Source organism: Streptomyces sp. NPDC020742 (genome assembly GCF_040641675.1).
In the GTDB taxonomy this organism is placed as follows: domain Bacteria; phylum Actinomycetota; class Actinomycetes; order Streptomycetales; family Streptomycetaceae; genus Streptomyces.
Genome location: NZ_JBFAEA010000004.1, coordinates 12,877 through 38,774, shown reverse-complemented (window position 1 = coordinate 38,774; position 25,898 = coordinate 12,877). Strand labels below are relative to the sequence as shown.

Sequence of the window (25,898 nt, the reverse complement as noted above, 5' to 3'; positions counted from 1 at the left end):
GATGGTGACGTATGCGCAGGCGCAGGAGCGCGCGGAGCGCTGGGTGAACGGCGAGGTGCCGGCGCCGCAGCAGCGCGAGGTGCGGGTGCGGGAGTTCGACCTGGGCTTTGTGTGCTGGGCGGAGGACCGGGAGGGCGGCCCGGCGGCGGATGCGGCGTCCGGTGAACCGGGCGGCGGCCGGGTCCGGTTGGTGATCGCGCGGGACAGCGGGGAGACCACGCTGTGGCCGGGGTTGCCGGTGGGTGAGGTGATCCGCCGGTACGAGGAGGAGTACGGCACGCCGGTGGACGGTGGGTCGGGCGCCGCCGAGCCGCCGCCGCAGCGGATCGACCTGGAGGCCACGTCGTTCCTGCTGACGCCGCCGGAGTGGCTGCAGCAGGCGGCGGATGCGCGGGGTGCTGCGGACCGGCGGAGCGATGCGGGGACGGGGGCCGGTACCGGCCCGGTGGCGCCGGCGGCGCCCGCCCCGGCGGAGCCGGTGCACACGTCCACCCCGCCCGCCCCTGCGGCCCCGGACGCCTGGGCCGGTGTGAGCGTCAACGGCGCCGGCGACACCGGTGCGCAGACCGGTGCCGGGCCGTCGGGCGCCCCGGGTGGCGCCGGTGACGCCTCCGGCTGGGCCGCGGCGGACACCACCGGCACCGACCAGGGGGCGGACGACCGTTCCGTGGGGCTGCCCCAGACGGTCTTCGCGCCGCCGCTGGCCGGGTTCGACGGGGAGGACGGGGCGGCGGACGCACCGCGTTCCCGGCCCGAGGCCAAGACCGAACTCCTGCAGGGCGGCAGCCAGTTGCCGCGTACTCAGGTGGCGCCCGCACTGGACCTGCCGGAGGGGGCCGCGCCCGCCGGCGGTCCGGCCGGTGCGCCCGCCGGCGGGCCGCTGCCGCCGCCAATGCCGTCCGCGCCGCCGGCAGCTCCCGGGCTGTCGGACCTGCCGCCGCCGTCCGGCCCGCCGGCCGCCGATGTGCCGCCCCCGCCGGGGACGGCCGGTCCCGGCGCGCCGGTGCCGCCCGCGCCGCCGGTGCAGGGCGGTCCCGGCGGGGGCGGGGTGCACGCCGCGGCGACCATGCTTGCCGACGGCTCGTCGTTGCCCGGCAACGCCGCCGCGGGCCCGCCCCCGCCCCCGGGTGTGCCCGGTGCGGGCCGGGCGGGCGGGCCCCAGGATCCGGCGGACCGCGCGGCGGCCGCCCCGGCGACGTCCGGCGGCCCGGCCGCGTCCGGCCCCGGTGCGCCGGCCGGCGGCTATGTGCCGACGCAGCTGGTCTCGCAGCTGGACGCCGCCGATCTCGACCTCAGTGCGGTGGACGGGCCCGGCGGCCCGGGAGGGGCGTCGTCCGACGGGCCCTCCGGCGGGACTCCGGCCGGCGATGCCTCGTCCGGTGGCGCCCCGTCCGGCGGTCCGGCTCCCGGCAGCGGCGGTCCCGGTGGCGGGGTGCATGCGGCGGCGACGATGCTCGCCGACGGTGCCGCGCTGCAGGCCGGCCCCGGCGGCGTCGGCGGTCCGGCCGGCGGCCCCGGTGGCCCCGGGGTGCCGCCGCCCCCACCGCCCGGTGTGCCCGGTGCGCCCAAGCCGCCCGGCCCGCCCGGCAAGCCCGGTGTGCCCGGTGGCGGCCAGGCAGGTCCGCCTCCGCCGCCCACGCCGCCCGCGCAGGGTGGTCCCGGTGCCGGCGGGGTGCACGCCGCGGCGACGATGCTCGCCGGTGGCGCGGTGCCCGGCCCGCCCGGTCCCGGCGCGCCCGGTGTCCCCGGCATGCCGCCGCCGGCTCCCGCCCCGGGCCCCGGCGCCCCGCCCCCCGGGGTGCCCGGTCCCCCGCCGGGGATGGCCGGTGCCCAGGGCCCCGGTGGCGCGGGGGCGCCCGGCGCCCCCGGTGCGTACGGCTATCCGCAGGCCCCCACGGGGCAGCCGACGGTCGGCCCCGGCTACATGGCGGTGCTCAGCTACCGCGCCCCGGACGGCTCGGAGCAGAAGATCGTGCGCCGCTCGGCGCCCGGTACGCCGCACCCGGAGTGGCAGCTGCTGCACGAGCTGCGCGGGATGAACGTCCCGCCGCAGCAGGTGCTGGAGCTGCACACCGAGCTGGAGTGCTGTGACCTGCCCGGCGGCTACTGCGCCCGGATGATCCGGGACAACTGGCCGCAGGTGCGGATCAGCCACACCGCCGCGTACGGCCGGGACCACGCCTCGCGCCAACAGGGCGTGCGGCACCTCGTCGAGCACCAGGGCGAGCTGCACCAGGTCGCCGACGGTCCGGCCCGGCCGGCGCCGGTGCGGGTGCCGTTGCCGCATCCCTCGCAGGTGCAGCCGATGCCGCCGGTCCCGCCGCAGGTGATCGGGCAGGAGCTGGAGCAGGCCTTCGGGCCGCAGGCGATCTTCCGCTTCGACCAGCGGGCGGTCTCCCGGCACGGCGTGCCCGACGTGGTGGCGCAGATGCTGGTGTGGGCCGGGCTGCCGGTCGAATTCGGGCCGTTCTTCTGGGCCCAGGCGCAGCCGCACCGCCCGGTGCCGACGCTGGCGGAGCTGGCGGCGGAGCGCGGGGTGCAGCCGGCGCCGGACGCCGGCTCGTACCTGGTGATGGGCAACGACTTCGGCCGTCAGCTGTGTGTGCAGTACGGGACCGCGAACATCGTGGCGGTGCCGCTGGAGGGCGCCGCCGCGGGCGCCGGGGCCGCGCCGCAGTTCGTCAACTCCGGCCTGCCGGAGTTCGTGCGCTGTCTGGCGATGCTGGGGCGGATGTGGCGGCTGCGCTACGGGCTGACGCCGGAGCAGGCGGGCCGCTGGACCGTCGACTTCCAGGCGCAGCTGGTGGCCCTGGACGCGCCGGCGCTCGGCTCGCCGGAGACCTGGTGGTCGGTGCTGCTGGAGCAGATGTGGGACGGGCTGCTGTAGCCCGGCGCACACCGGATACCGCGCCGGCTCTGCGGTAATCGTGCCTGGTCAGGGCGCTCGACCTGCGGGATGGGTCGGGCGCCTGGACCATGCGTATATGGGCCGTCCGATACCTCCGTCGTGGCCGGCGTCGTCGACGACGACGCTCTACCGGGCGGGGCGGCCGCGGTGGCGGCACCGCAGGCGGCCCCCGGTGCGGGCACGGGGACCGGCGCGCCGCCGCCGGTGGTCCTGGCTGGTGTGTCTGCTGGTGCCGCTGGTGGTGCTGGTGGTCCTGGTGGCGGCGGCCGGGGCCGGGCTGTCCATGCGGGCCGGGCGGCAGCTGCGGCACACCGCCGCGCTGGCGGACTATCCGGGCCGGCCAGCCGCGGGCCGGGGCACCAACTGGCTGCTGGTGGGGTCCGACAGCCGCTCCGGGCTGACCCCGCGCCAGCGCACCGAGCTGCACGTTGGCAACAACCAGGTGCGGAACACCGACACGATCATGGTGCTGCACTCCGGTGCGCACGGCCCGTACCTCGTCAGCCTCCCGCGCGACAGCTACGTCCCGATCCCGGGGCACGGCAGCCGGAAGATCAACGAGGCGTATGCGGACGGCGGTCCGAAGCTGCTGACCCGGACCGTGGAGCAGGCCACCGGGCTGCGCATCGACCGCTATGCCGAGGTGAACTTCCTGGGGCTGGTGCAGGTCGTGGACGCGCTGGACGGCGTCCGGCTGTGCCTTCAGAGGCCGCTGACGGACCAGAAGTCGGGCGCGGACTTCCCGGCCGGCTGCCGGCGGATGAACGGTGCCCAGGCACTGGCGTACGCCCGGGCGCGGTACACCGACCCACAGGGGGACCTCGGACGGGTGAAGCGGCAGCGGCAGCTGATCGGCGCGGTGGCGGACGCGATGACCGCCCCCGCGGTGTATCTGGACCCGCCGCGGCTGACCCGGGTGCTGGACGCCTCGGTGGCGGCGCTGACCGTGGACCAACGGGCGGGGATGGCGCAGCTGCTGGACATGGGCTGGTCGATGCGGCGGATCTCCGGGGGGTCCGGCGCGGCGGCCACGGTGCCGGTGCGGCAGCCCGGTGTCTTTGTGCCCGGCGCCGGGTCGGTCCTGCTGTGGGATGAAAACGGGGCGAAGCGGTTGTTCCAGTCGCTGCGCAACGATGATCCAATTCCGACTTCTGCCGATAAATGACGCATCCTGGTGCGGTGGGCCGGTCGGCGTGCCGCACGACCCGGGTCCGCAGTCGATCCGAAGAACAGCGCGTAACTGCACAGAGGGGCTTGAGGGATGAGTGCACCGGTTTCGCCTCACGGGTTCGAGACGGTACGAGGGCGGGGCTACCGGCCGGAGGACGTGGACCGCCGCTACGAGGGGCTCTCGGTCGACCGCGACTCCTGCTGGGAGCGTGCCGCGCGGCTCACCGTGCTGTGCAACGAGATGGAGGCCGAACTCGGCGAACTGCGGCTCTTCCTGGCGAAGCTGCCGCCGCAGACCTATGAATCCCTGGGCAGCGAGGCCCGGTTGATCCTCACCACTGCCGAGTCCGAGGCGCAGCGGCTGCGCACCGAGGCGGAGGAGGCCGCCGAGCAGCTGCGGGACGGGGCCGACCGGTACGGGCGCGAGGTCCGCGACGCTGCGGACCAGGCGGCGTACGCGCTGCGCACCGAGGCGGACGAACTGGCCCGGCGGACCGAGGAGCGGACGCAGGGCGAGGCGACGCGGCTGGTGGCCGCGGCCACCAAGGAGGCCGGGGAGCTGACCTGCGCGGCGGCCGAGCGGCTCGCGGAGACCGAGCGGCACACCGAGGAGCTGCTGCGCGACCAGGAGAAGTACCAGACCGAGACCTGGGACGCCGCCGGGCGGGAACTCGCCGAGCGGGAGGCGGCGGTGGACCAGCTCGTCGCGGAGCTCCAGACCCGGGGGCAGGCCGTACTCGCCGAGCAGCGCCGGCTCTACGCCGAGGCCGAGGAGGCCGCCCGGCACCGGCAGGAGGACGCCGAGGACCGCGGCGCCGGGCTGTTGGCGCGGGCGAAGGTCGAGGTGGAGCGCACCGAGCGGGCCACCGAGCGGATCCTGCGCGAGCACGACGAGGAACGCCAGGAGCTGCGCACCCATATGGCACACGTCCGCAACAGCCTGGCGGCGCTCACCGGCAAGGCCCCGCTGGCGGAGACCGGCGGCGCCGGCACCGCCGGCGGTCCCGAGGAGGAGGACACCGTGGAGACCGAGGTGCCCCGGCCGCGCCGCTGATGGCCCGCCTGCCGGTACGCCCTCTCCGCCGGCACATCCCGCCCGCCGGTACGCCGTGCACCCCGGTTGGGCCCGGCAACCCGGCTACGCCCTGCCCCCGGCTTGCGCCCCGCCGGCCTCGCTCCCGTCGTCGCCCTCGCCCGTACCGGCCGGGCCGCCCGCTTCGGTGCGCCCGTCGCCGGTGCGCCCGTCGCCGGTGTGTGCGTCGGCGGCCCGGGCTTCGGCGGCCCGGGCTTCGGCGTGCACCGGGAAGTGCCGCGGGGCCAGCAGCACCAGCGCGACGAGGGCGAGCCCGGCGGCCGCCGCGGCGCCCAGGTAGACGTGGTCGACGGTGGCGGCGACCGCCCGGCGGAGGTAGTCGGCGGTGTGGGCGGTGAGCGCGCCGGCGTGCTCCAGGGCGCGGGAGACCGCGTCGAGGTCGTCGGGCAGCCCCGTGCGGATGTCCCTCGGGGCGTCGGCGAGGCGGGAGTTGAGGGTGGCGTTGGCGACGGCGCCGAAGAGCGCGGCGCCGACGGACTGGCCGACCTGGCGGCAGAAGAGGATGGCGGCGGTGGCGGTGCCGCGCTCCGCATGGCCCACCGAGGACTGGACACCGATGATCAGCGGCAGTTGGAAGAGGCCGAGTGCCCCGCCCAGTGCCAGCATCACCAGCGCGGGCTGCCAGGCGGCGCCGGGGTAGGGCAGCAGCGGGAAGGCGAGCAGGACCAGCCCGGCGCCGCCGGTGCCGAGCATCGCGCAGTTGCGGATGCCGATGCGGCGGTAGACGTGACTGCTCAGGGCCGCCGACACCGGCCAGCTCAGGGTCATCACGGACAGCACGAACCCGGCGGCGGTCGGCCCCAGGCCCAGCACCGCCTGGGCGTAGGTGGGCAGGAAGACGGTCGGGGCGACCATCAGCAGCCCCAGCGCACCCAGGGCGAGGTTGACCGCACGGATGGTGGGGCGGCGCCAGACCCAGCCGGGGATGATCGGTTCGGCGGCGCGCCGCTCGATCAGCACGGTGGCCGCCGCGCACACCGCACTGCCGGCGAACAGCAGCAGCGACGGGGTGGACAGCCAGGGCCAGGCGACACCGCCCTGGACCAGCGCGGTCAGCAGCAGCCCGCCGCAGGCGAAGATCGCCAGCGCGCCGGGCCAGTCGACCCGGGTGCGGCGGGCCGTGGCGGGGCGGTGCCCGGTCTCGGTGAAGCAGCGCACGATCAGCCACAGCGCCACCAGGCCGACCGGCAGGTTGACCAGGAAGATCCACCGCCAGTCGGCGTAGGTGGTGAGCAGCCCGCCCAGCCCGGGCCCGACCACCGACGAGGCCGCCCACACGCCGGAGAGCTTCGCCTGGATCTTGGGGCGCTGCTCCATCGGGTACAGGTCGGCGGCGATGGTCTGCACGGTGCCCTGGAGCGCGCCGCCGCCCAGCCCCTGCAGCACTCGGAAGGCGATCAGGGACGCCATGTTCCAGGCGCTCGCGCAGGCCAGCGAGCCGGCGAGGAACAGCACGATGCCGGTGATCAGGATGGGCTTGCGGCCGAAGGTGTCGGAGAGCTTGCCGTAGACGGGCAGGGTGACGGTGACCGCTAGCAGGTAGCCGGAGAACAGCCAGGAGAAGACCGAGAAGCCGCCGAGGTCGCCGACGATCCGGGGGACGGCGGTGGCGAGGATCGTGGAGTCCAGCGCGGCCAGCGCCATTCCGAGCATCAGGGCCGCGACGACCGGGCCGCGCCGGCGGGTGTCCGTCCCGCCGGCGCCCGGTATCGGGGGGCGGCCGTCGCCCGGCCCCCGTTCCGTGGGGCTGTCACTGTCCTTGGCGGTGCGGCGCACGGTTCCCCCTCCGTGGGTCTGGCCCGGTTGTGTGTAATGGGCACGGTTCCCGGCACAGCCAACCATGCGCGGCCAGGATGCGGAACGGCGTTTCCCGGCATCCGGACGCCCCCGGCGTGCGCCGCGCCCGCCGCACGGGGAACGGGACGGGGCGCCGCCGGGGGCGGTCCGCTCCGGCGGCAGCGTGTCGGTGGTCGGGCGTATCGTGGGCAACCCGCCCGTGCCACGCCGCGGGCTGTTCGCGTTGTTCGCCTCGCTTGCTGGGACGGAAGCCTTTCATGAGCCTGACAGGTCTGCTCGACGCCGTCGTACGGGATCCGGCGCTCGCCGAAGCGGTGCAGGCCGCGGCCGACGGACACCGTCCGCACGTCGATCTGGTGGGTCCGCCGGCCGCCCGCCCGTTCGTGATCGCCGCGCTGGCCCGCTCGGCGCAGCGCCCCGTACTCGCGGTGACCGCCACCGGCCGGGAGGCCGAGGACCTCGCCGCGGCGCTGCGCAGTCTGATGCCCGCCGGCCAGGAGAACTCCGTCGTGGAGTTCCCGTCCTGGGAGACGCTGCCGCACGAGCGGCTCTCCCCACGCTCGGACACCGTCGGCCGGCGCCTGGCGGTGCTGCGCCGGCTGGCCCACCCCAGCCCGGACGACCCGACCGCCGGGCCGGTCTCGGTGGTCGTCGCGCCGATCCGCTCCGTGCTCCAGCCGCAGGTCAAGGGGTTGGGCGAGCTGGAGCCCGTCAGCCTGCGCAGCGGCCGGACCGCGGACCTCGAAGAGGTCGTCGACGGGCTGGCGGCGGCCGCCTACGCCCGCGTCGAACTGGTCGAGAAGCGCGGTGAGTTCGCGGTCCGCGGCGGCATCCTGGACGTCTTCCCGCCCACCGAGGAGCACCCGCTCCGGGTCGAGTTCTGGGGCGACGACGTCGAGGAGATCCGCTACTTCAAGGTCGCCGACCAGCGTTCCCTGGAGATCGCCGAACACGGCCTGTGGGCGCCGCCGTGCCGGGAGCTGCTGCTGACCGAGGAGGTCCGCGGCCGCGCCGCGGCGCTCGCCGAGCAGCACCCGGAGCTGGGCGAACTCCTCGGCAAGATCGCCGAGGGCATCGCCGTCGAGGGCATGGAGTCGCTGGCCCCGGTCCTGGTCGACGAGATGGAGCTGCTGCTGGACGTGCTGCCCAAGGGCTCGATGGCCGTGGTCTGCGACCCCGAGCGGGTGCGCACCCGGGCCGCCGACCTGGTGGCGACGAGCCAGGAGTTCCTGCAGGCGTCCTGGGCGGCGGCCGCGATGTCCACGGACGACGGCCGTTCCCCGGCGGGCGCCGGCGCGGCGCCGATCGATGTGGGCGCCGCCTCACTGTGGGGCATCGCCGACGTCCGCGACCGGGCCCGTGAGCTGGGCATGATGTGGTGGTCGGTGAGCCAGTTCTCCGCCGGCGACCTCGGGCCCGGCGCGCCGGGCGAGGAGCCGACCGCCGAGGACGGCGACACCCTCACGCTGGGCATGCGCGCCCCCGAGACCTACCGCGGCGACACCCAGCGGGCGCTGGCCGACACCAAGCAGTGGCTGGCCGACGGCTGGCACACGGTCTACCTCACCGAGGCGCACGGCCCGGCGGCCCGGACCGCCGAGGTCCTCGGCGGCGAGGGCATCCCCGCCCGCCTGGACGCCGACCTCCCCGAGATCTCGCCGTCCGTCGTCCATGTCTCCTGCGGCTCCCTCGACAACGGCTTCATCGCCCCGCAGCTCAAGCTCGCCGTCCTGACCGAGACCGACCTCTCGGGCCAGAAGGCGGCCGGCAAGGACGCGGCCCGGATGCCGGCCCGCCGCCGCAAGACCATCGACCCGCTGACCCTCCAGGCCGGCGACTTCATCGTCCACGAGCAGCACGGCGTGGGCCGCTACATCGAGATGGTGCAGCGCACGGTCCAGGGCGCCACCCGCGAGTACCTCCTGGTCGAGTACGCCCCCGCCAAGCGCGGCCAGCCCGGCGACCGGCTCTACATCCCCACCGACCAGCTGGAGCAGGTCACCAAGTACGTGGGCGGCGAGGCCCCGACGCTGCACCGGCTCGGCGGCGCCGACTGGACCAAGACCAAGGCGCGCGCCAAGAAGGCGGTCAAGGAGATCGCCGCCGACCTCATCAAGCTCTACTCGGCCCGGATGGCGGCCCCCGGCCACACCTTCGGCCCGGACACCCCCTGGCAGCGCGAGCTGGAGGACGCCTTCCCGTACGCGGAGACGCCCGACCAGCTCACCACCATCGCCGAGGTCAAGGAGGACATGCAGAAGTCGGTCCCGATGGACCGGCTGATCTGCGGCGACGTCGGCTACGGCAAGACCGAGATCGCGGTCCGCGCCGCCTTCAAGGCCGTCCAGGACGGCAAACAGGTGGCGGTCCTGGTCCCGACGACCCTCCTCGTCCAGCAGCACTACGGCACGTTCACCGAGCGCTACGGCCAGTTCCCGGTCAACGTCCGGGCGCTGTCCCGCTTCCAGACCGACACCGAGGCCACGGCGACGCTGGAGGGCCTGCGGGACGGCTCGGTCGACATCGTCATCGGCACCCACCGCCTGTTCTCCTCAGAGACCAAGTTCAAGGACCTGGGCCTGGTCATCGTCGACGAGGAGCAGCGCTTCGGCGTCGAGCACAAGGAGCAGCTCAAGAAGCTCCGCGCCAACGTGGACGTCCTGACGATGTCCGCCACCCCGATCCCGCGCACCCTGGAGATGGCGGTCACCGGCATCCGCGAGATGTCGACGATCACCACCCCGCCCGAGGAGCGCCACCCGGTCCTGACCTTCGTCGGCCCCTACGAGCAGAAGCAGATCGGCGCCGCCATCCGTCGTGAACTGCTGCGCGAGGGCCAGGTCTTCTACATCCACAACCGCGTGGAGTCGATCGACCGGGCCGCCGCCCGCCTGCGCGAGATCGTCCCCGAGGCTCGCATCCAGACCGCGCACGGCCAGATGGGCGAGTCCCAACTGGAGCAGGTCGTGGTGGACTTCTGGGAGAAGAAGTTCGACGTCCTGGTCTCCACCACGATCGTCGAATCGGGCATCGACATCTCCAACGCCAACACCCTGATCGTCGAGCGCGGCGACAACTTCGGCCTCTCCCAGCTGCACCAGCTGCGCGGTCGGGTCGGCCGGGGCCGGGAGCGCGGCTACGCCTACTTCCTCTACCCGCCGGAGAAGCCGCTGACCGAGACCGCCCACGAGCGGCTGGCGACCATCGCGCAGCACACCGAAATGGGCGCCGGTATGTACGTCGCCATGAAGGACCTGGAGATCCGCGGTGCGGGCAACCTCCTGGGCGGCGAGCAGTCCGGCCATATCGCCGGCGTCGGCTTCGACCTCTACGTCCGCATGGTCGGCGAGGCGGTCGCCGACTACCGGGCCTCCCTCGAAGGCGGCGTGGAGGAGGAGCCGCCGCTGGAGGTCAAGATCGAGCTCCCGGTGGACGCGCACGTCCCGCACGACTACGCGCCGGGCGAGCGGCTGCGCCTACAGGCCTACCGCGCGATCGCCTCGGCCGCCACGGAGGAGGACATCGCCGCCGTCCGCGAGGAACTCACCGACCGCTACGGCAAGTTGCCCGAGCCGGTCGAGAACCTCCTGCTCGTCGCCGGCCTGCGGATGCTCGCCCGCTCCTGCGGCGTCGCGGACATCACCCTGCAGGGCAGCAACATCCGCTTCGGCCCGGTGGAGCTGCGCGAGTCCCAGGAGCTGCGCCTCAAGCGGCTCTACCCGCGCACGGTCCTCAAGCCGGCCACCCAGCAGATCCTGGTGCCCCGCCCCACCACCGGCAAGATCGGCGGCAAGCCGCTGGTCGGCCGTGAACTGCTGGCGTGGGTCGGGGAGTTCCTCACCACGATCCTGGGGTGATCCCCACGTAGCTGGCTCTCCCGCCGTACCGTGCCCGCCTACGGCGGGAGGGGGCTGTGGGGCGGGGCCCCGGGTGGGTGGTGGGTGCCGGTGGCGGCCCTCCGGGGCCTGTGGTGTGGACTGCTTCGCTTTACGTCCACACCACAGGCCCCTCCGGCCCGCCCCCTTCCGTACGCGAACGGGGCCCCGCCCCGGTGGGGAGAGAAGGTGACCAGGTGCGCTGCCGCGCACCTGGTCCTTGCACTGCTCCCCGGGCTTGGGCGCCGCACCCGGAGGTCCGGCCCCGGCACCCACCCCGGGGCGGCCCCGCCCCACCACCCCTCCCGCCGAAGGCGAAAACACCCCCCACCCGCCGAAGGCGGGCACGGCACGGCGGGGGCCGACCACGTGGGAAGTCACCCGGCAGACGTGCGGTGCAGCACCAGGAGGTCCGCCGCGCCCCCCAGGACGACATAGGTGGACCGGGGGTGGCGGACGGCGGCGTCGGCCAGGGCCTGGCGCGCGGTGCCGTTGTCGCGGAGCTGGAGGGCGATGTAGTCGGGCGCCAGCCCGCCCGTGTCGCCGGTCCAGAAGACCCGGGTGCGGCCGGTGAGCCGGCTCAGCGGGCGGATGTCGGACTCCACGGTCGCGCCGTCGGGTATCCGGTCCAGCAGCCGTTCGGCGGCGGGGACGCCGGGCGGGGTGCGGTAGGTCGTCGCGTCGGTGAGGCGGGACAGCGGCAGCGCGGTGGTCAGTGCCAGGGCGGCGGCCAGCACGGCGGCCGGCAGGTGGTGGGCGTAGGAGCGCAGCCAGGGGCGGGTGGCGACGCGGACCCGCGGCAGCGCGTCGATCAGGGCGAAGAAGACCACCGGCATCAGGACGGCGTTGTAGTGCCAGTCGATGCCCCAGTAGTGCGGCTCGTGGGAGAGGAACCGCCAGCCGAGGGTGGGCAGCGCGACCAGCAGCAGCGGGGAGCGCAGGGCGAGCAGGCCGGTGGTGGGGAGCAGCACCCACAACGTGGTGCGCAGCGCGGTGTCGAGGGGGATGGTGGCGCCGCCGCCGTCCGCCCCGAACTTGCTCCAGTAGTCGTACGAGCCCGAGCCGTTGAAGGCGGGGATCAGCACGCCGAGGGTGAGGGCGGTGGCGCTCAGGCCGAAGGCGACCAGGGCGATCGGCAGGGGGCTCGCCCGCCGGGTGCGGAGCAGGGCGAGCGCGCCGATGGTGGCGGCGGTGACGCCCAGGTCCTCCTTGACCAGCACCAGCGGCGCGGCCCAGCACACCGCCGCGGTCCAGCGTCCGCGCAGCACCGCTTCGAGGGCGAAGGCCAACAGCGGCAGCGCGAAGGCGATCTCGTGGAAGTCGAAGTCGACGGCCTTCTGCACGCCCCAGGACATGCCGTACGCGAGGCCGAGGGCGAGCCCGGGGAAGCGGCCCAGGTAGCGGGCGGCGGCGCGGGTGACCGGGAGGACGGACAGCGCGAACAGGGCGGCCTGGGTGATCAGCAGCGTCTGCCCGGAGGGGAAGAGCCGGTAGAGGGGGGCGAGCACGATCAGGACGGGGCTGAAGTGATCGCCGAGGATGTTGGTGCCGGGGCCCTTGAGGTCGACGATCGGCGCCCCGAAGTGGGCGTAGCCCCGTACGGCCTGCTCGAAGATGCCCAGGTCCCAGGAGGAGATGGACATGTCGCGGAAGCGGGTGAGCGACAGCAGCGCGTAGCAGAGGAAGAAGAACCCGGCGGTCCAGTAGGGGTCCAGACGGGCGGCGCGCAGTGGCGCGGTCCGCTCCTCCAGGTGCCGGGCGGCGCGCCGCAGCGGTCCCGGTGCGGCGGGGGATATCGCGTCGGCGGCCGCGTCGGCGGTCCGGGGCCGCGGCACGGTGGTGCCGTCCTCGCCCAGGATCCGCCCCGGGACGCCCCCAGCCGATGCTGCGGCCGTGTCCATCAGGGTCCTCGCTCACTCTCAACTGCCGGAAAGATACGTGACCTGCCGGATCGGGCGGGCCGGCGGGCGGGCCGGTCCAGTGGTTCAGACGCCGCATCAGGGCCGTCCGTTCCCGGGGCAGTACGCCGCCCGGCCCGGTACCGCGGGGGCGTGGCACCGGGCCGGGGGCCGGGTGAGTGGGGGAGGGGAGTCGTCGGGGGCGCGGGTTTCCGAGGGTCAGCTTCCCGCGCACGGAGTCCGGAAGGAGGTCCGGGCGGCCTCGGGGTCCAGGCCTCTGGCGGCGGGCAGCACCTCGAGGGCGAGGTCCACGGTGGAGGCCGCGCCCGGCCGGTCTCAGGAGAGCCGCAGGGTGTACCAGGGAATGGTCTCGCCCGGCAGCAGATAGCGCTCGACCTCCACGAAGCCCTGCCGCTCCGCGAACCGCAGCCCTTCGGTGTTGGAGGCCAGCACCACCGTTTCGACCACCTCGGCGCCGAGATCCCGCGCCCGCTCCAGCCCTCGCGCGTAGAGCCGCCGGCCGAGCCCCCGCCCGCGGTGGCCGGGGAGCACCCGGGCGATCACCGTGGCGGTGCCGTCCTCGGGCGGGCGCACCGTGCTGCAGCCCGCCAGGACGTCGTCGAGGTACGCCACCTCAAGGTGGTTGCGCCCGGACCGCTCCCGCACCTCGTCGAGCGAGAGCCGGTGGGTGGGGATGATCCGGTTGTGGACGTGCTGCCAGTCCGTCAAGGAGGCCTCGTCGTCGGGCTGTTCGATGCGAAGGAGCGACATCGCAGCAGGAAAGCCAGCGCCGCCCCGGCCCGTCAACGGCATTTCCGCTCCGGGGCGGCGCCGGTGCGGCCCGCCGGCCCGGTGCGGGGAAACCGACCCCGCCGCGGATCGTTGGCCGAAGCAGTGGCCTGGGCCACCACGACTCCATAGCATCGATCACTCAAGGTCGAGACTCCGTCGCACGATCTGCCGGGAGGCCATGTGTTCCGCCGTAGGACAGCGCTCTCCGTTTCCGCCGCCACCGCTCTGCTGGCCGCGACCCCGCTGCTCACCGCCTGTGGGGGCGAGGCCCACCCCGGTGCCGCGGCCGTTGTCGACGGCAAGCGGATCACCGTCGCACAGCTACAGGCCAAGGTGAAGGACGTACGGGCCGCGCAGGCCAAGTCCCCGCAGGGCGGCCAGCTGATCATGAACACCGGACGGCTGAGCCTGGCCACCCTCAACGGCATGATCTTCGACCGGGTGTTGGCGCGCAGCGCCGCGGACGCCGGGGTGGAGGTCACCCGCCGTGACGTCCAGAAGTGGCGCGCCCGGGCCGAGCAGCAGGCCGGTGGGGCCGAGCGGCTGCAGGCGATGTGGCTGCAGCAGGGCATCGCCCCCGACGAGGTCGACGGCATGGTCCGCAACCAGCTGCTGTTGGACGGCGTCGCCCAGCACCTGCACGCCGACCGGGGTCGGCCCGAGGGCCAGCAGAAGCTCGCCCGGGAGCTGTCCCGGACCTCCCGGGCCATGGGCATCGACGTCAACCCGCGCTTCGGCAGCTGGGACGACCAGCAGGTCATCCTCGGCCGGACCAAGGACCCCTGGATCACCAGCGCGCCGCCGAAGCAGCAGGCCTGACGGCCCGGGGCGCTCCCGCGCCGCCGGGGCGGTGCGGGAGCGGCGGCCGGCGCCCGGCGCTGTCGGTGCGGTGCGTTACGTTCGAGGCGTGAACGCTGACGCCTCTGCCGCCGACACCGGCGCCGACGCCCGCACCGAGGGCGGCGGCACCGGACGCCTGGTCCTGCTCACCACCAGCCACCGGGTCGCCCCCGGCCTGCTGTCCTGGCCCGCGTGGCAGCTGCTGCGGGCGGCCGCGCGGGTGCTGTGCGCCGACGCGGACCACCCGCAGCTGCCGTATCTGCGCGAGGCCGGCATCGCGGTGGAGACCGCCGCCCCGACGGCCCGCGAGCTGGTCGACTACTGCGTGCCGGACGACCGTACGGCCGTGGTGCTGACCTCGGCGGACGGTGAGAGCGCGCTGACCGACGGGCTGGCCCGGCTCGCCGGATCCGGCCGCGAGACCATGCCCGACCTGGAGCTGCTGCCCGGCTCGTACGACCTGCCCGGAGCCCGGCTGCTCGACCTCGTCCAGGTCATGGACCAGATCCGCGCGGAGTGCCCCTGGAGCAGCATCCGCACCCACCGCGACCTGGCCAAGTACGGCATCGAGGAGGCGTACGAGCTGGTCGAGGCCATCGAGGAGGGCGACCGGGAGGCGCTGCGCGAGGAGCTGGGCGACGTCCTCCTCCAGGTCGTCTTCCACGCCCGGATCGCCCAGGACGACCCGGACGAGCCGTTCTCCCTCGACGATGTGGCCGGCACGATCGTCGACAAGCTGATCCACCGCCACCCCCATGTCTTCGGCGAGGAAGCGGCCGAGACCCCCGAGGACGTCAAGGCCCACTGGCTGCGGACCAAGGCGCAGGAGAAGCGGCGGCAGTCGGTGACCGAGGGCGTCCCGCTGGCCCAGCCCGGGCTGGCGCTCGCCGCGAAGCTGGCCTCGCGGGTGCGGACCGCGGGGCTGGACGTCGCCCCGCCGGCGGGCGAGGGCATCGGCTACGAACTCCTGGCGATGGCGGTTCGGGCCGAGGCCGAGGGCGTCGACCCGGAGGCCGCCCTGCGGGCCGCGGCACGGACCTACCGCGACGCGGTGCTGGCCGCGGAGGCCGGTACGGAGTAGGACCCTCGGGGTGCGGGCACCGCCGGGCGCTGCGGGGGCACCGGCCGCAGCCGGTCGTAGGTCCACACGGCCACGACCGCCGCCGCCAGGCCGGCACCCAGGGCGCACACCCCGGTCCAGCCGGCGGCGCCCCACACCGCCGAGGTGAGCGCCGACCCCGCCGCCCCGCCGGCGAAGTAGCTGGTCATATACGCCGAGTTGAGGCGGTTGCGGGCCTCCGGGCGCACGCCGTACACCAGGTTCTGGTTGCTGATGTGGAGTGCGTGCGCGGCCAGGTCCAGGGTGACCACGCCGGCCAGCAGCGCCGCCAGCGCCCCGGTGCCGCCCACACCGCCCAGCGCCAGCAGGCCCCAGGAGCCCAGGAGCAGCAGCGCCGCGGTGCCGGTGACGTGGTGGGCCAGGCCCCGGTCGGCCAGCCGGCCGCCCACCGAGGCGGCGAGCGAGCCGGCGGCGCCGACCAGCCCCAGCAGCCCGATGGTCGACTCCCGCCAGCCGTAGGCCGGGCCGGACAGCAGGAACGTCAGCGCGGTCCACAGCGTGCTGAAGCCCGCGAAGGTCAGTGCCCCCAGCGCCGCCCGCCGGCGCAGCACCGGCTCCTGGCCGAAGAGGGCCAGGGTGGAGCGCAGCAGCGCGGGGTAGCGCAGGCCGGCCGTGGTGTGCAGGGCGGGCAGCTTCAGCCGCAGCAGCACCGCCATCAGCAGCATCAGCGCGGCGTTGACCCAGTAGACGGTGCGCCAGCCGCCGAACTCCGCGAGCAGCCCGGCCGCGGTACGGGCCAGCAGGATGCCCAGCAGCAGCCCGGTCACCACGGTGCCCATGGTCCGGCCGCGCTCGGCGGGCGCCGCCAGGGTCGCCGCGAAGGGCACGACGACCTGGGCGGCGACCGACGCCAGGCCGGTCAGGGCGGTGCCGGTCAGCAACAGGGCGGTGTTCGGTGCGCTGGCGGTGAGGGTGAGGGAGGCGGCGGTCGCCGCGCACAGGGTGACCGCCAGCCGGCGGCGCTCCAGCAGGTCGCCGAGCGGTACCAGCAACAGCAGGCCGAGGCCGGAGCCGACCTGGGCGACGGTCACCACCAGCGCGGCGGTGGCGGCGGACAGGCCGAGGTCGCGGCCGATGACGTCGAGCAGCGGCTGGGCGAAGTAGTTGCCGGCGACGGACAGCCCGGCGGCGAGCGACATCAGCAGCAGGGTGCCGCGTCCGAGCCCGCCGGGCCGCCCGTCCCGCGGTGTGGGTCCCGGCTCCGGGCCGTGGTCGGGATCCATCGATGACCTCCCCGTTCGGTGGGTGTGCGGGTGCCCGGCACCACCGGGGCGGCGGGCGCCACCCAGCCTGGGTCCGGCTCCATCGATGAGTCCAACGCATTGTTGTCATTTCATCCATCGCTTATCGCGATCGTTGCCGCCTAGCATCGACGCCATGGAGCTCCAGCAGATGCGCTACGTCGTCGCGGTGGCCGAGACCGGCGGCTTCACCCGGGCCGCGGAGCGCTGCCATGTGGTGCAGTCCGCGCTGAGCCATCAGATCGCCCGGCTGGAGAAGGAGCTGGGGGCGCGGCTGTTCGACCGGACCAGCCGCAGCGTCCGGCTGACCGTGGCCGGCGAGGCCTTCGTACCGGTCGCCCGGCAGGCGTTGCAGGCGGCCGAGCGGGCCCGGGCGGAGGTGGCGGCGGCGACCGGCGAGGTGCGCGGCCGGCTGGCGGTGGGGGCGATCTCGACCGTCGCGGCGGTGGACCTGGCCCGGGAGTTGGGCGACTTCCGCAGCCGCTGTCCGCAGGTGCGGATCGGCCTGCAGATGGAGATGAGCGATCCGCTGATCGCGAAGGTGCGGGAGGGGACCCTGGACGTCGCCTTCGTCGGCCTGGCGCCCGGCGTGCGCACCGTCGGCGTACGGGAGCGGGTGCTGGCGCGCGGTGAGCTGGTGGCGGTGGTGCCACCGGGGCATCCGCTGGCCGGGCGGGAGTGGACCACGCTCTCCCGGCTGGCCCGGGAGACCTTTGTGGACTTCACGGCGGGGTCGGCGGCCCGCCGGCAGCGCGATGAGGCGTTCCGGGCGGCGGGGCTGACCGCGGAGGTGGCCTTCGAGGTGACCACCGTCGAGTTCCTGGCGCAACTGGTGCGGGCCGGGCTGGGCATCGGCATGGTGCCGGAGGCGATCGCCTCGAAGCTGTCGGGACTGCACCTGGTCCGGGCCCGGCCGGCGCCAGAGCGCACCGAGCGGGTGGTGTGGAGCGCGCTCGGGCCCTCGCCGGCGGCGCTGGCGTTCCTGGCGGGGCTGGGGGTGGACGCGGGGGAGGGGTAGGGCGCGTCGTCCGGAGCGGGCCCGGTTGTCGAGCCGGGCCTGGTTGTCGGGCCGGGCCCGGTGGGGAGCGGGCCCGGTGCCCTTCCGTCCGTCGGAGCGCCGTTGTGCGCCCACCGGTTACGGTCGGAAGGTGCACCACGAGCCCCACGCCCATCCCGCGCCGAACCCCGCCGCCGCCCCGGGCACCGCCCCCGGGACCGGCCCCGCCCAGCCCCCCGCCGGCTGCCCGGCGTCGGCCGCCGACCCGGCCGGGCGGCCCCCCGCCCCCGAGCTGTTCACCTGGGAGTTCGCGGCCGACCCGTACCCCGCGTACGCCTGGCTGCGCGAGCACGCCCCGGTGCACCGCACGGCGCTGCCCAGTGGCGTCGAGGCCTGGCTGGTGACCCGCTACACCGAGGCGCGGCAGGCGCTCGCCGACGCCCGGCTCTCCAAGAACCCGGTGCACCACAGCGAGTCCGCGCACGGCAAGGGCAAGGTCGGCATCCCCGGCGAGCGCAGCGCCAACCTGATGACGCACCTGCTCAACATCGACCCGCCCGACCACACCCGGCTGCGCCGGCTGGTCTCCAAGGCCTTCACCCCGCGCCGGGTCGCGGCCTTCGCCCCGCGCGTCCAGGAGCTGACCGACCGGCTGATCGACGGCTTCGCCGGGCGCGGGGAGGCCGATCTGATCCATGAGTTCGCCTTCCCGCTGCCGATCTACGCGATCTGCGACCTACTGGGCGTCCCCGAGGAGGACCAGGACGACTTCCGCGACTGGGCGGGCATGATGATCCGCCACGGCGGGGGGCCGCGCGGCGGGGTCGCCCGCTCGGTGAAGAAGATGCGCGGCTACCTCGCCGAGCTGATCCACCGCAAGCGGGCGTCCCTGGGGGAGCACCCCGAGCCGGACGAGGACCTGATCTCCGGCCTGATCCGGGCCTCCGACCACGGCGAGCACCTCACCGAGAACGAGGCCGCCGCGATGGCGTTCATCCTGCTGTTCGCCGGCTTCGAGACCACCGTCAACCTCATCGGCAACGGCACCTACGCCCTGCTGCGCCACCCCGCCCAGCGCGAGTTGCTGCAGAAGTCGCTGCTGGCCGGCGACACCGAGCTGCTGACCACCGGCATCGAGGAGCTGCTGCGCTTCGACGGCCCGGTGGAGCTGGCGACCTGGCGGTTCGCGACCGAGGAGCTGACGCTCGGCGGGCAGCGGATCGCCGCGGGCGACCCGGTCCTGGTGGTGCTGGCCGCCGCGGACCGCGACCCGGAACGCTTCACCGAGCCGGACGTGCTCGACCTGACCCGGCGGGACAACCAGCACCTGGGGTACGGGCACGGCATCCACTACTGCCTGGGCGCACCGCTCGCCCGGCTTGAGGGGCAGACCGCCCTCGCGACGCTGCTGACGCGCCTTCCGGACCTGAAGCTGGCGGCGGATCCGGAGGCGTTGCGCTGGCGCGGCGGGCTCATCATGCGCGGACTGCGTTCGCTGCCGGTGGAGTTCCGGCCCGAGCAGCCCTGACCAGCGGTGGGACCGAAACTGACGTGACGTCAGGTGCGTGACCTAAGCGTGATCTGCGCTACACCGACTTGTGACTACCCGTGACCCCGGCTACCTTTCCACCGACGATCGACAGGATCCGAGGGGATTCACTCGATCGGCGGAAGCGGTGACGGGGCGGACCGAGGTAAGGGGACGCCTTGCCCGCATCGGCCGGCGGGTGGCCCGTCGGCACGTTCGTGGGAAGCGAACGGGGTCGTCCGACAACTCAACCGCCGCGCGAAAGGCACCTGCATGCGTTCCGGGAACGGCCGACACCGTCGCCCCCGTCAGGCACCGGCCATCTTTGTCACGGCGGGAGTCACCGGCGCGGGACTCGCGCTGCCGCTGCTCTCCGCCGGCGGTGCACACGCCGCCGACACCGCGACCTGGGACCGGGTCGCCCAGTGCGAGAGCGGCGGGGTGTGGAGCGCGGCCTCGGGCAACGGCTTCTACGGCGGGCTGCAGCTGACCCAGCAGATGTGGGACCACTACGGCGGCTCGGCCTACGCCTCCCGCCCCGACCTCGCCAGCCGCGCCCAGCAGATCGCGGTGGCTGAGTCGATCCTGGACGACCGCGGTCCGGACGCCTGGCCGAGCTGTGCGGTGAACGCGGGGCTGACCCAGGACGGGCGGATACCGCAGGTCGACCCGGGCAGCACCAGCACCCCCCGGCCCGCCCCGTCCGACGGCGACGGGTCCACGGACTCCTCCGACGAGCCCGGGGCCCCCGACAGCGGCCTGTCCGACAGCCTGCCCGGCCCCTCCGGCGAGCCGTCCCAGGCCACGCCCTCGCCCTCCGCGCCCACCGAGGACCCGTCCGGCTCCGACGGCGCCGACCGCAGCGGAGGGAAAGACCGGGAGCCGTCCGGCCCCGCCGCGCCCGGCGGTGACGAGGACGGCGGGGCCGGCTCCGGCAGCGCCGACGGCGCCACCGACCCGTCCGCCCCGGCCGACCCGTCCGACGGCGCCACCGACCCGTCCGCCCCGGCCGACCCGTCCGACGGCGGCAGCCGCCCCGACACGACCGGCACCCCGCACGACGAGCCCACCAAGGGCCGGCACCGTGGCGGTGCGGACGCGCACGAGGGTGACGGGGCCGACCGCGCCTCCGGTGGCCGGCACGCCTCCCGCGGCGACGACGCGCACCGCAGCGACCCGGTCGGCGGCGGGGACTACACCGTGCGCCCCGGTGACAGCCTGTCAGCCATTGCCCGCGCCCACCGGCTGTCCGGTGGCTGGACCGCGCTCTACGAGCGGAACGAGGGTGTCATCGGCTCCGACGCGGACCTGATCCAGCCTGGGCAGCGGCTCGATCTCGGGCGCGACGCGGGGTAGTTCACGGCCCTTCGCCCGGTTTGGCGAAAGTGAGACAAGCGTCTCGTTGCGCCGGGTGAACCCCGATCCGTACGGGGCTGTCACACGGTGCCCCACCTGCGGAGATGTGACCAGGTCGTGATCAAAAGTAGCCAACTCGGTTCAGTTGAGGGTGTTTGAACATCCCGAGGGTTACTGATTACGTTCATGACCGCTCGCTAAAGCGGGCCCTTCGACCGCACGCCGAATCCTGCCGGCGGCCGGAGGCACTTGACGCGCACGCGCCGAAGGCAGGAGCGGGGGACCCAAGGTAAGTGCCGCCCCGGCCCGTGAAAGCGGGTCAGCCGGCTTGGGGTGAAGCCGGGTGTGGGACCCACACCCGGCCGGGCCACTCACAGCCCGAACCCGACAGCTCACCTCGTAGGCGTCGGTGAGGAAACGAACCAACCATGCTGATCTTCAAGGGCAAGCACCGTCGTCCCTCCAAGGCCGCCCGCGTCGCCACCCTCGCCGGTGTCGCCGGTGCCGCCGTGGCCGTCCCGCTGATGGGCGCCACCTCTGCCTCCGCCGCCTCCGTCGCCACCTGGGACAAGGTCGCCCAGTGCGAGTCCGGCGGCAACTGGTCGATCAACACCGGTAACGGCTACTACGGTGGCCTGCAGTTCTCCAACTCCAGCTGGGCCGCCGCCGGCGGCACCCAGTACGCGCCGCGCGCCGACCTGGCCACCAAGTCCCAGCAGATCGCCGCCGCCGAGAAGCTCCTGGCCATCCAGGGCCCGGGCGCCTGGTCCTGTGCCGGTGCGGGCGGCCTGACCGCCGGCGGCCCGGCCGCCAACGTCGACACCTCCGGCTCCTCGGCCCAGACCAAGTCGGCCCCGCAGCAGGACCAGGGTGCGACCAAGAGCGAGGCCAAGAAGGCCCCGGCCGCCGAGCAGCACGCCTCGCGCTCCACCGAGCGCAAGTCCCTGGGCCACGGCAACTACACCGTCAAGGCGGGCGACACCCTCGCCAAGATAGCCAAGGCCCACGGCACGAGCTGGAAGTCCGTCTACGAGGCCAACAAGTCGGTCATCGGCGGCAACCCGAACCTGATCTTCCCGGGCCAGAAGCTCCACGTCTGAGCCGTCCGGTACCGGGATCGACCGGGCCCGGGCGGCGGGCACCGGCGGTCCCGTCCGGATCGCGTTCCTCCTGAGACGACCCCGCCGCGGCGCGCACTTCCCCCAGCGCGCCGTGGCGGGGTTTCTCGGTTCGGCCCGCTCTGCCACCCGCCGCTGACCGGCCACGATCTTGGGTTTTCCCCGTTCCGCGAACAATGTGGGTAAACATCCCGCGAACTAGGCCTTTGCTAAGTATTCCGGGCCGTTCCGTCCCACGGAGCGGGCCAAGGGCAGGCGGACGCGCCCGGGGCCGTTAGGCTCGTGCTGCAACTCCAGACACCCATGAAGGAGACAACGTGCCGTCCATCGACGTCGTCGTAGCCCGCGAAATTCTCGACTCGCGAGGTAATCCCACGGTCGAGGTCGAGGTCGGCCTCGACGACGGCAGCACGGGCCGTGCCGCCGTGCCGTCCGGCGCCTCGACCGGTGCCTTCGAGGCCATCGAGCTCCGCGACGGCGACCCGAACCGCTACCTCGGCAAGGGCGTCGAGAAGGCCGTCCTCGCCGTCATCGAGCAGATCGGCCCGGAGCTGGTCGGCTACGACGCGACCGAGCAGCGGCTGATCGACCAGGCGATGTTTGACCTGGACGCCACCGACAACAAGGGCTCGCTCGGCGCCAACGCCATCCTCGGCGTCTCCCTCGCCGTCGCGCACGCCGCCTCCGAGGCCAGCGACCTCCCGCTGTTCCGCTACCTCGGCGGCCCGAACGCGCACGTGCTGCCGGTCCCGATGATGAACATCCTCAACGGCGGCTCGCACGCCGACTCCAACGTGGACATCCAGGAGTTCATGATCGCGCCGATCGGCGCGGAGTCCTTCTCCGAGGCGCTGCGCTGGGGCGCGGAGGTCTACCACACCCTCAAGAAGGTCCTCAAGGAGCGCGGCCTGTCCACCGGCCTCGGCGACGAGGGCGGCTTCGCTCCCAACCTGGGCTCCAACCGCGAGGCCCTGGACCTGATCCTGGAGGCCATCCAGCAGGCCGGTTACACCCCCGGCCAGGACATCGCGCTCGCCCTGGACGTCGCCGCCTCCGAGTTCTACAAGGACGGCTCGTACGAGTTCGAGGGCAAGGCCCGCTCGGCCGCCGAGATGACCGAGTACTACGAGGAGCTGGTCTCCGCGTACCCGCTGGTCTCCATCGAGGACCCGCTGTTCGAGGACGACTGGGCCGGCTGGAAGGTCATCACCGACAAGCTCGGCGCCAAGGTCCAGCTGGTCGGCGACGACCTGTTCGTCACCAACCCCGAGCGCCTGGCCCGCGGCATCGAGGAGGGCTCCGCCAACGCCCTGCTGGTCAAGGTCAACCAGATCGGCTCGCTGACCGAGACCCTGGACGCCGTCGAGCTGGCCCAGCGCAACGGCTTCAAGTGCATGATGTCGCACCGCTCCGGCGAGACCGAGGACGTCACCATCGCCGACCTGGCCGTCGCCACCAACTGCGGCCAGATCAAGACCGGCGCCCCGGCCCGCTCCGAGCGCGTCGCCAAGTACAACCAGCTGCTGCGCATCGAGGAGATCCTCGACGACGCCGCGGTGTACGCCGGCCGCTCCGCCTTCCCGCGGTTCCGCTCCGCGGGCCAGTAAGGACGGCGCGCCGCCCAGCAGCGGGCACGCGCGTCCCTGCGCGCAGCGCGGCCACGACGCGGCGTCCGCCCGTCACCAGCACGTCCCCGGCGACGGTCCCGTACCGTTGCCGGGGACGTACCTGCTTGATGCAGTCCGGCGTGATGCCCTCCGGCGTCAGCCAGCGAAGGGGAGACGACGTGCCCGCGGACCGGTTCTCGACCGCGACCCGACTCAAGGCGCTCGGCGAGCAGGCCGCCGCCCGCGTCTACCGCGCCCGCCCGGCCCGCCGCAACCGCCTCACCGGCCGCGCGGCCCTGCTGGCGCTGGTGATGTGCTCCCTGGTCGTCGCGCTGGCGTACCCGATAAGGCAGTACGTCTCCCAGCGCTCCGACATCGCCGACCAGCGCCGCAGGGCCCAGGACGCCGGCGCCGCGCTGGACCGGCTGCGCGAGCAGAAGGCCCGCTGGCAGGACCCCGCCTACGTACGCCAGCAGGCCCGCCGGCACCTGCACTACGTCATGCCGGGCGAGACCGGCTACATCGTCCAGGACGGCACCGGCACCGGCGCGGCCCCCAAGGGCCCGCAGGCAGCACAGCGCCCCTGGTACGAGAACCTGTGGAGTGCGGTCGACTCGGCCGACAAGCGTTAGGCCGGCCCCGGCCCGGCCGCCGGTGTGTCCCGGGCCGTACCGCCGGTGCCCGCCGGCCCGTACTGTCGACAGGGACGGCCCCCGCCGCCTCACCACCCATCTCACCGAAAGCGCACATGGAAACCCCTCCGCCCCAGACCGAGCCCACCGAGCCCACCGCCGCGGACATCGCCGCCTTCAAGGAGCAGCTGGGCCGCCCGCCGCGCGGACTGCGCGCCATCGCGCACCGCTGCCCCTGCGGCCAGCCGGACGTCGTCGAGACCGCGCCGCGCCTGGAGGACGGCACGCCCTTCCCCACGCTCTACTACCTCACCTGCCCGCGCGCGGCCTCCGCGATCGGCACGCTGGAGGCCAACGGCGTGATGAAGGAGATGTCCGAGCGGCTGGCGACCGACCCGGAACTGGCCGCCGCCTACCGCGCGGCCCACGAGGACTACATCCGGCGCCGGGACACCATCGAGGTGCTGGCGGGCTTCCCCAGCGCCGGCGGGATGCCCGACCGGGTCAAGTGCCTGCACGTCCTGGTCGGCCACTCGCTGGCGGCCGGCCCGGGCGTCAATCCGCTCGGTGACGAGGCGATCGCGATGCTGCCGGAGTGGTGGAAGAAGGGGCCGTGCGTCAGCCCGTGCGCCGGTGACGACAACGACGAGGGGGAGTCCCGGTGAAGCGCGTCGCCGCCATCGACTGCGGCACCAACTCCATCCGCCTGCTGGTGGCGGACGCGGACCCCCGGACCGGCGAGCTCAAGGAGCTCGACCGCCGGATGCAGATCGTCCGGCTGGGCCAGGGCGTGGACCGCACCGGGCGGCTGGCGCCCGAGGCACTGGAGCGCACCTTCGCGGCCTGCCGGGAGTACGCCGCGGTGATCAAGGGGCTGGGCGCGGAACAGGTCCGCTTCGTGGCGACCTCGGCCTCCCGGGACGCGGAGAACCGCGAGGACTTCGTCCGCGGCGTGGTGGACATACTGGGCGTGCAGCCCGAGGTGATCACCGGCGACCAGGAGGCGGAGTTCTCCTTCACCGGCGCCACCAAGGAGCTCACCGCCATTGGGGCGGCAGGCGCGGAGCGGCTTCCCGGGGAGGGGGGCGGTGGGCGACGGGTGGGCCTCCCGCAGCCCTACCTGGTGGTGGACATCGGCGGCGGCTCGACCGAGTTCGTCCTCGGTGACGGCTCGGTACGGGCCGCGCGCTCGGTCGACATCGGCTGCGTGCGGATGACCGAGCGGCACCTGGTGCACCAGGGCGAGGCCCACCCGTCTCCCGACCACCGCCCCGCAACGAGTGCTTCGCACACCTCGCTCACCGACCCGCCCGCACCGGCGCAGATCGCCGCCATGAAGGCCGATATCGCCGCAGCGCTGGACCGGGCCGAGGAGGCCGTCCCGCTGGGCGAGGCGGCCACCCTGGTGGGCCTGGCCGGTTCGGTCACCACCGTCGCCGGTATCGCGCTGGGCCTGGCCCACTACGACTCGGCGGCCATCCACCACTCCCGGATCCCGCTGGCGAAGGTCCGTGAGATCACCGAGCACCTGCTGACCTCCACCCACGCCGAGCGCGCGGCCAGCCCGGTCATCCACCCGGGCCGGGTCGATGTGATCGCCGCGGGCGCGCTGGTGCTGCTGTCGGTCATGGAGCGGTCCGGCGCCAGGGAGGTCGTGGTCAGCGAGCACGACATCCTCGACGGCATTGCCTGGAGCATCGCCGGCTGAGCCGCCGCCGGGCCGGCGCACGGCAGGCAGGGGCCGGCAACGGCCTCTGCCGACGGGGCTCTTGAGCGAGCCGGCGGCCCGTCCGAGCGGCTCAGGAAGGCCTGAAGGAGGTCGCTGCGCGCGTCTGGGAAAAAAGGTTCGTGAAATCCTTCACATGAAAAAGCCTCCCGTTGGGCGAACAATCTGATCGTCCGACCCTCATTCGAAGGTCCTAGGCC

At 74.3% G+C, this 25,898-nt stretch carries 18 protein-coding genes and 1 riboswitch; of the genes, 14 read left to right on the top strand and 4 right to left on the bottom strand.

Annotated features, from left to right (window positions below; genetic code table 11):
• Position 1 precedes the first annotated feature (1 nt).
• The 3 genes from AB0G84_RS09585 (at position 2) to AB0G84_RS09575 (ending at position 5,132) form a co-directional block, all read left to right on the top strand.
• Positions 2-2,887: an SUKH-4 family immunity protein gene (locus tag AB0G84_RS09585; RefSeq protein WP_361317920.1), complete on the top strand. Its 2,886-nt coding sequence runs from the start codon at positions 2-4 to the stop codon at positions 2,885-2,887.
• Between the two features lie 250 nt (positions 2,888-3,137).
• Positions 3,138-4,073, top strand: a complete 936-nt coding sequence (locus AB0G84_RS09580; protein WP_361318555.1) for an LCP family protein — start codon at positions 3,138-3,140, stop codon at positions 4,071-4,073.
• A 96-nt stretch (positions 4,074-4,169) separates the two neighbouring features.
• Complete coding sequence (locus tag AB0G84_RS09575) at positions 4,170-5,132, top strand: cellulose-binding protein (protein ID WP_361317918.1); 963 nt, start codon at positions 4,170-4,172, stop codon at positions 5,130-5,132.
• A gap of 84 nt (positions 5,133-5,216) precedes the next feature.
• On the opposite strand, the gene AB0G84_RS09570 is transcribed toward AB0G84_RS09575, so the two are convergent.
• Positions 5,217-6,881, bottom strand: a complete 1,665-nt coding sequence (locus AB0G84_RS09570) for an MFS transporter (protein ID WP_361318553.1) — start codon at positions 6,879-6,881, stop codon at positions 5,217-5,219.
• Between the two features lie 344 nt (positions 6,882-7,225).
• Here AB0G84_RS09570 and mfd point away from each other — a divergent pair, with 344 nt between their 5' ends.
• Positions 7,226-10,825 carry a transcription-repair coupling factor gene (gene mfd, locus AB0G84_RS09565; protein ID WP_361317916.1) on the top strand — a complete coding sequence of 1,200 codons (3,600 nt, stop codon included), beginning with the start codon at positions 7,226-7,228 and terminating at the stop codon, positions 10,823-10,825.
• A gap of 395 nt (positions 10,826-11,220) precedes the next feature.
• Here mfd and AB0G84_RS09560 read toward each other — a convergent pair whose 3' ends face one another.
• Both AB0G84_RS09560 and AB0G84_RS09555 read right to left on the bottom strand, forming a co-directional pair.
• Positions 11,221-12,744: a DUF2079 domain-containing protein gene (locus tag AB0G84_RS09560; protein WP_361317914.1), complete on the bottom strand. Its 1,524-nt coding sequence runs from the start codon at positions 12,742-12,744 to the stop codon at positions 11,221-11,223.
• Positions 12,745-13,077: 333 nt separating this feature from the next.
• Positions 13,078-13,512, bottom strand: coding sequence for a GNAT family N-acetyltransferase (locus AB0G84_RS09555; RefSeq protein WP_361317912.1), 435 nt, complete (start codon positions 13,510-13,512; stop codon positions 13,078-13,080).
• 201 nt (positions 13,513-13,713) lie between these two features.
• Between AB0G84_RS09555 and AB0G84_RS09550 the strand changes: the two genes are divergently transcribed.
• Together AB0G84_RS09550 and AB0G84_RS09545 are read left to right on the top strand one after the other, a co-directional pair.
• A complete protein-coding gene (locus AB0G84_RS09550) occupies positions 13,714-14,352 on the top strand; it encodes a SurA N-terminal domain-containing protein (RefSeq protein ID WP_361317910.1) in 639 nt (212 codons plus the stop codon).
• Positions 14,353-14,440: 88 nt separating this feature from the next.
• Positions 14,441-15,454 (top strand): nucleoside triphosphate pyrophosphohydrolase, encoded by a 1,014-nt coding sequence (locus AB0G84_RS09545; protein WP_361317908.1) that lies wholly within the window; start codon positions 14,441-14,443, stop codon positions 15,452-15,454.
• Here the strand turns inward: AB0G84_RS09545 and AB0G84_RS09540 are convergent.
• Positions 15,412-16,716 (bottom strand): MFS transporter, encoded by a 1,305-nt coding sequence (locus AB0G84_RS09540; RefSeq protein WP_361317906.1) that lies wholly within the window; start codon positions 16,714-16,716, stop codon positions 15,412-15,414. The genes AB0G84_RS09545 and AB0G84_RS09540 overlap by 43 nt on opposite strands.
• Positions 16,717-16,870: 154 nt before the next feature.
• Here AB0G84_RS09540 and AB0G84_RS09535 point away from each other — a divergent pair, with 154 nt between their 5' ends.
• From AB0G84_RS09535 to AB0G84_RS09500, 8 genes are all read left to right on the top strand, one after another.
• Positions 16,871-17,752: a LysR family transcriptional regulator gene (locus AB0G84_RS09535; protein WP_361317904.1), complete on the top strand. Its 882-nt coding sequence runs from the start codon at positions 16,871-16,873 to the stop codon at positions 17,750-17,752.
• A gap of 271 nt (positions 17,753-18,023) precedes the next feature.
• Positions 18,024-19,259: a cytochrome P450 gene (locus tag AB0G84_RS09530; RefSeq protein WP_361318551.1), complete on the top strand. Its 1,236-nt coding sequence runs from the start codon at positions 18,024-18,026 to the stop codon at positions 19,257-19,259.
• A gap of 273 nt (positions 19,260-19,532) precedes the next feature.
• Positions 19,533-20,615 (top strand): transglycosylase family protein, encoded by a 1,083-nt coding sequence (locus AB0G84_RS09525; protein WP_361317902.1) that lies wholly within the window; start codon positions 19,533-19,535, stop codon positions 20,613-20,615.
• 251 nt (positions 20,616-20,866) lie between these two features.
• Positions 20,867-21,036: riboswitch (cyclic di-AMP (ydaO/yuaA leader) on the top strand.
• A gap of 7 nt (positions 21,037-21,043) precedes the next feature.
• Entirely contained in the window at positions 21,044-21,715 is a 672-nt protein-coding gene (locus AB0G84_RS09520; RefSeq protein ID WP_361317900.1) for a transglycosylase family protein, read from the top strand.
• A 335-nt stretch (positions 21,716-22,050) separates the two neighbouring features.
• On the top strand, positions 22,051-23,340 hold the full coding sequence (gene eno, locus AB0G84_RS09515) for a phosphopyruvate hydratase (protein ID WP_361317898.1): 1,290 nt from the start codon (positions 22,051-22,053) through the stop codon (positions 23,338-23,340).
• Between the two features lie 179 nt (positions 23,341-23,519).
• Positions 23,520-23,972 (top strand): septum formation initiator family protein, encoded by a 453-nt coding sequence (locus AB0G84_RS09510; RefSeq protein WP_361317896.1) that lies wholly within the window; start codon positions 23,520-23,522, stop codon positions 23,970-23,972.
• Between the two features lie 116 nt (positions 23,973-24,088).
• Positions 24,089-24,637 carry a DUF501 domain-containing protein gene (locus AB0G84_RS09505; protein ID WP_361317894.1) on the top strand — a complete coding sequence of 183 codons (549 nt, stop codon included), beginning with the start codon at positions 24,089-24,091 and terminating at the stop codon, positions 24,635-24,637.
• Complete coding sequence (locus tag AB0G84_RS09500) at positions 24,634-25,680, top strand: Ppx/GppA phosphatase family protein (RefSeq protein ID WP_361317892.1); 1,047 nt, start codon at positions 24,634-24,636, stop codon at positions 25,678-25,680. The genes AB0G84_RS09505 and AB0G84_RS09500 overlap by 4 nt, the downstream gene beginning before the upstream one ends.
• The last annotated feature ends 218 nt before the right edge of the window (positions 25,681-25,898 follow it).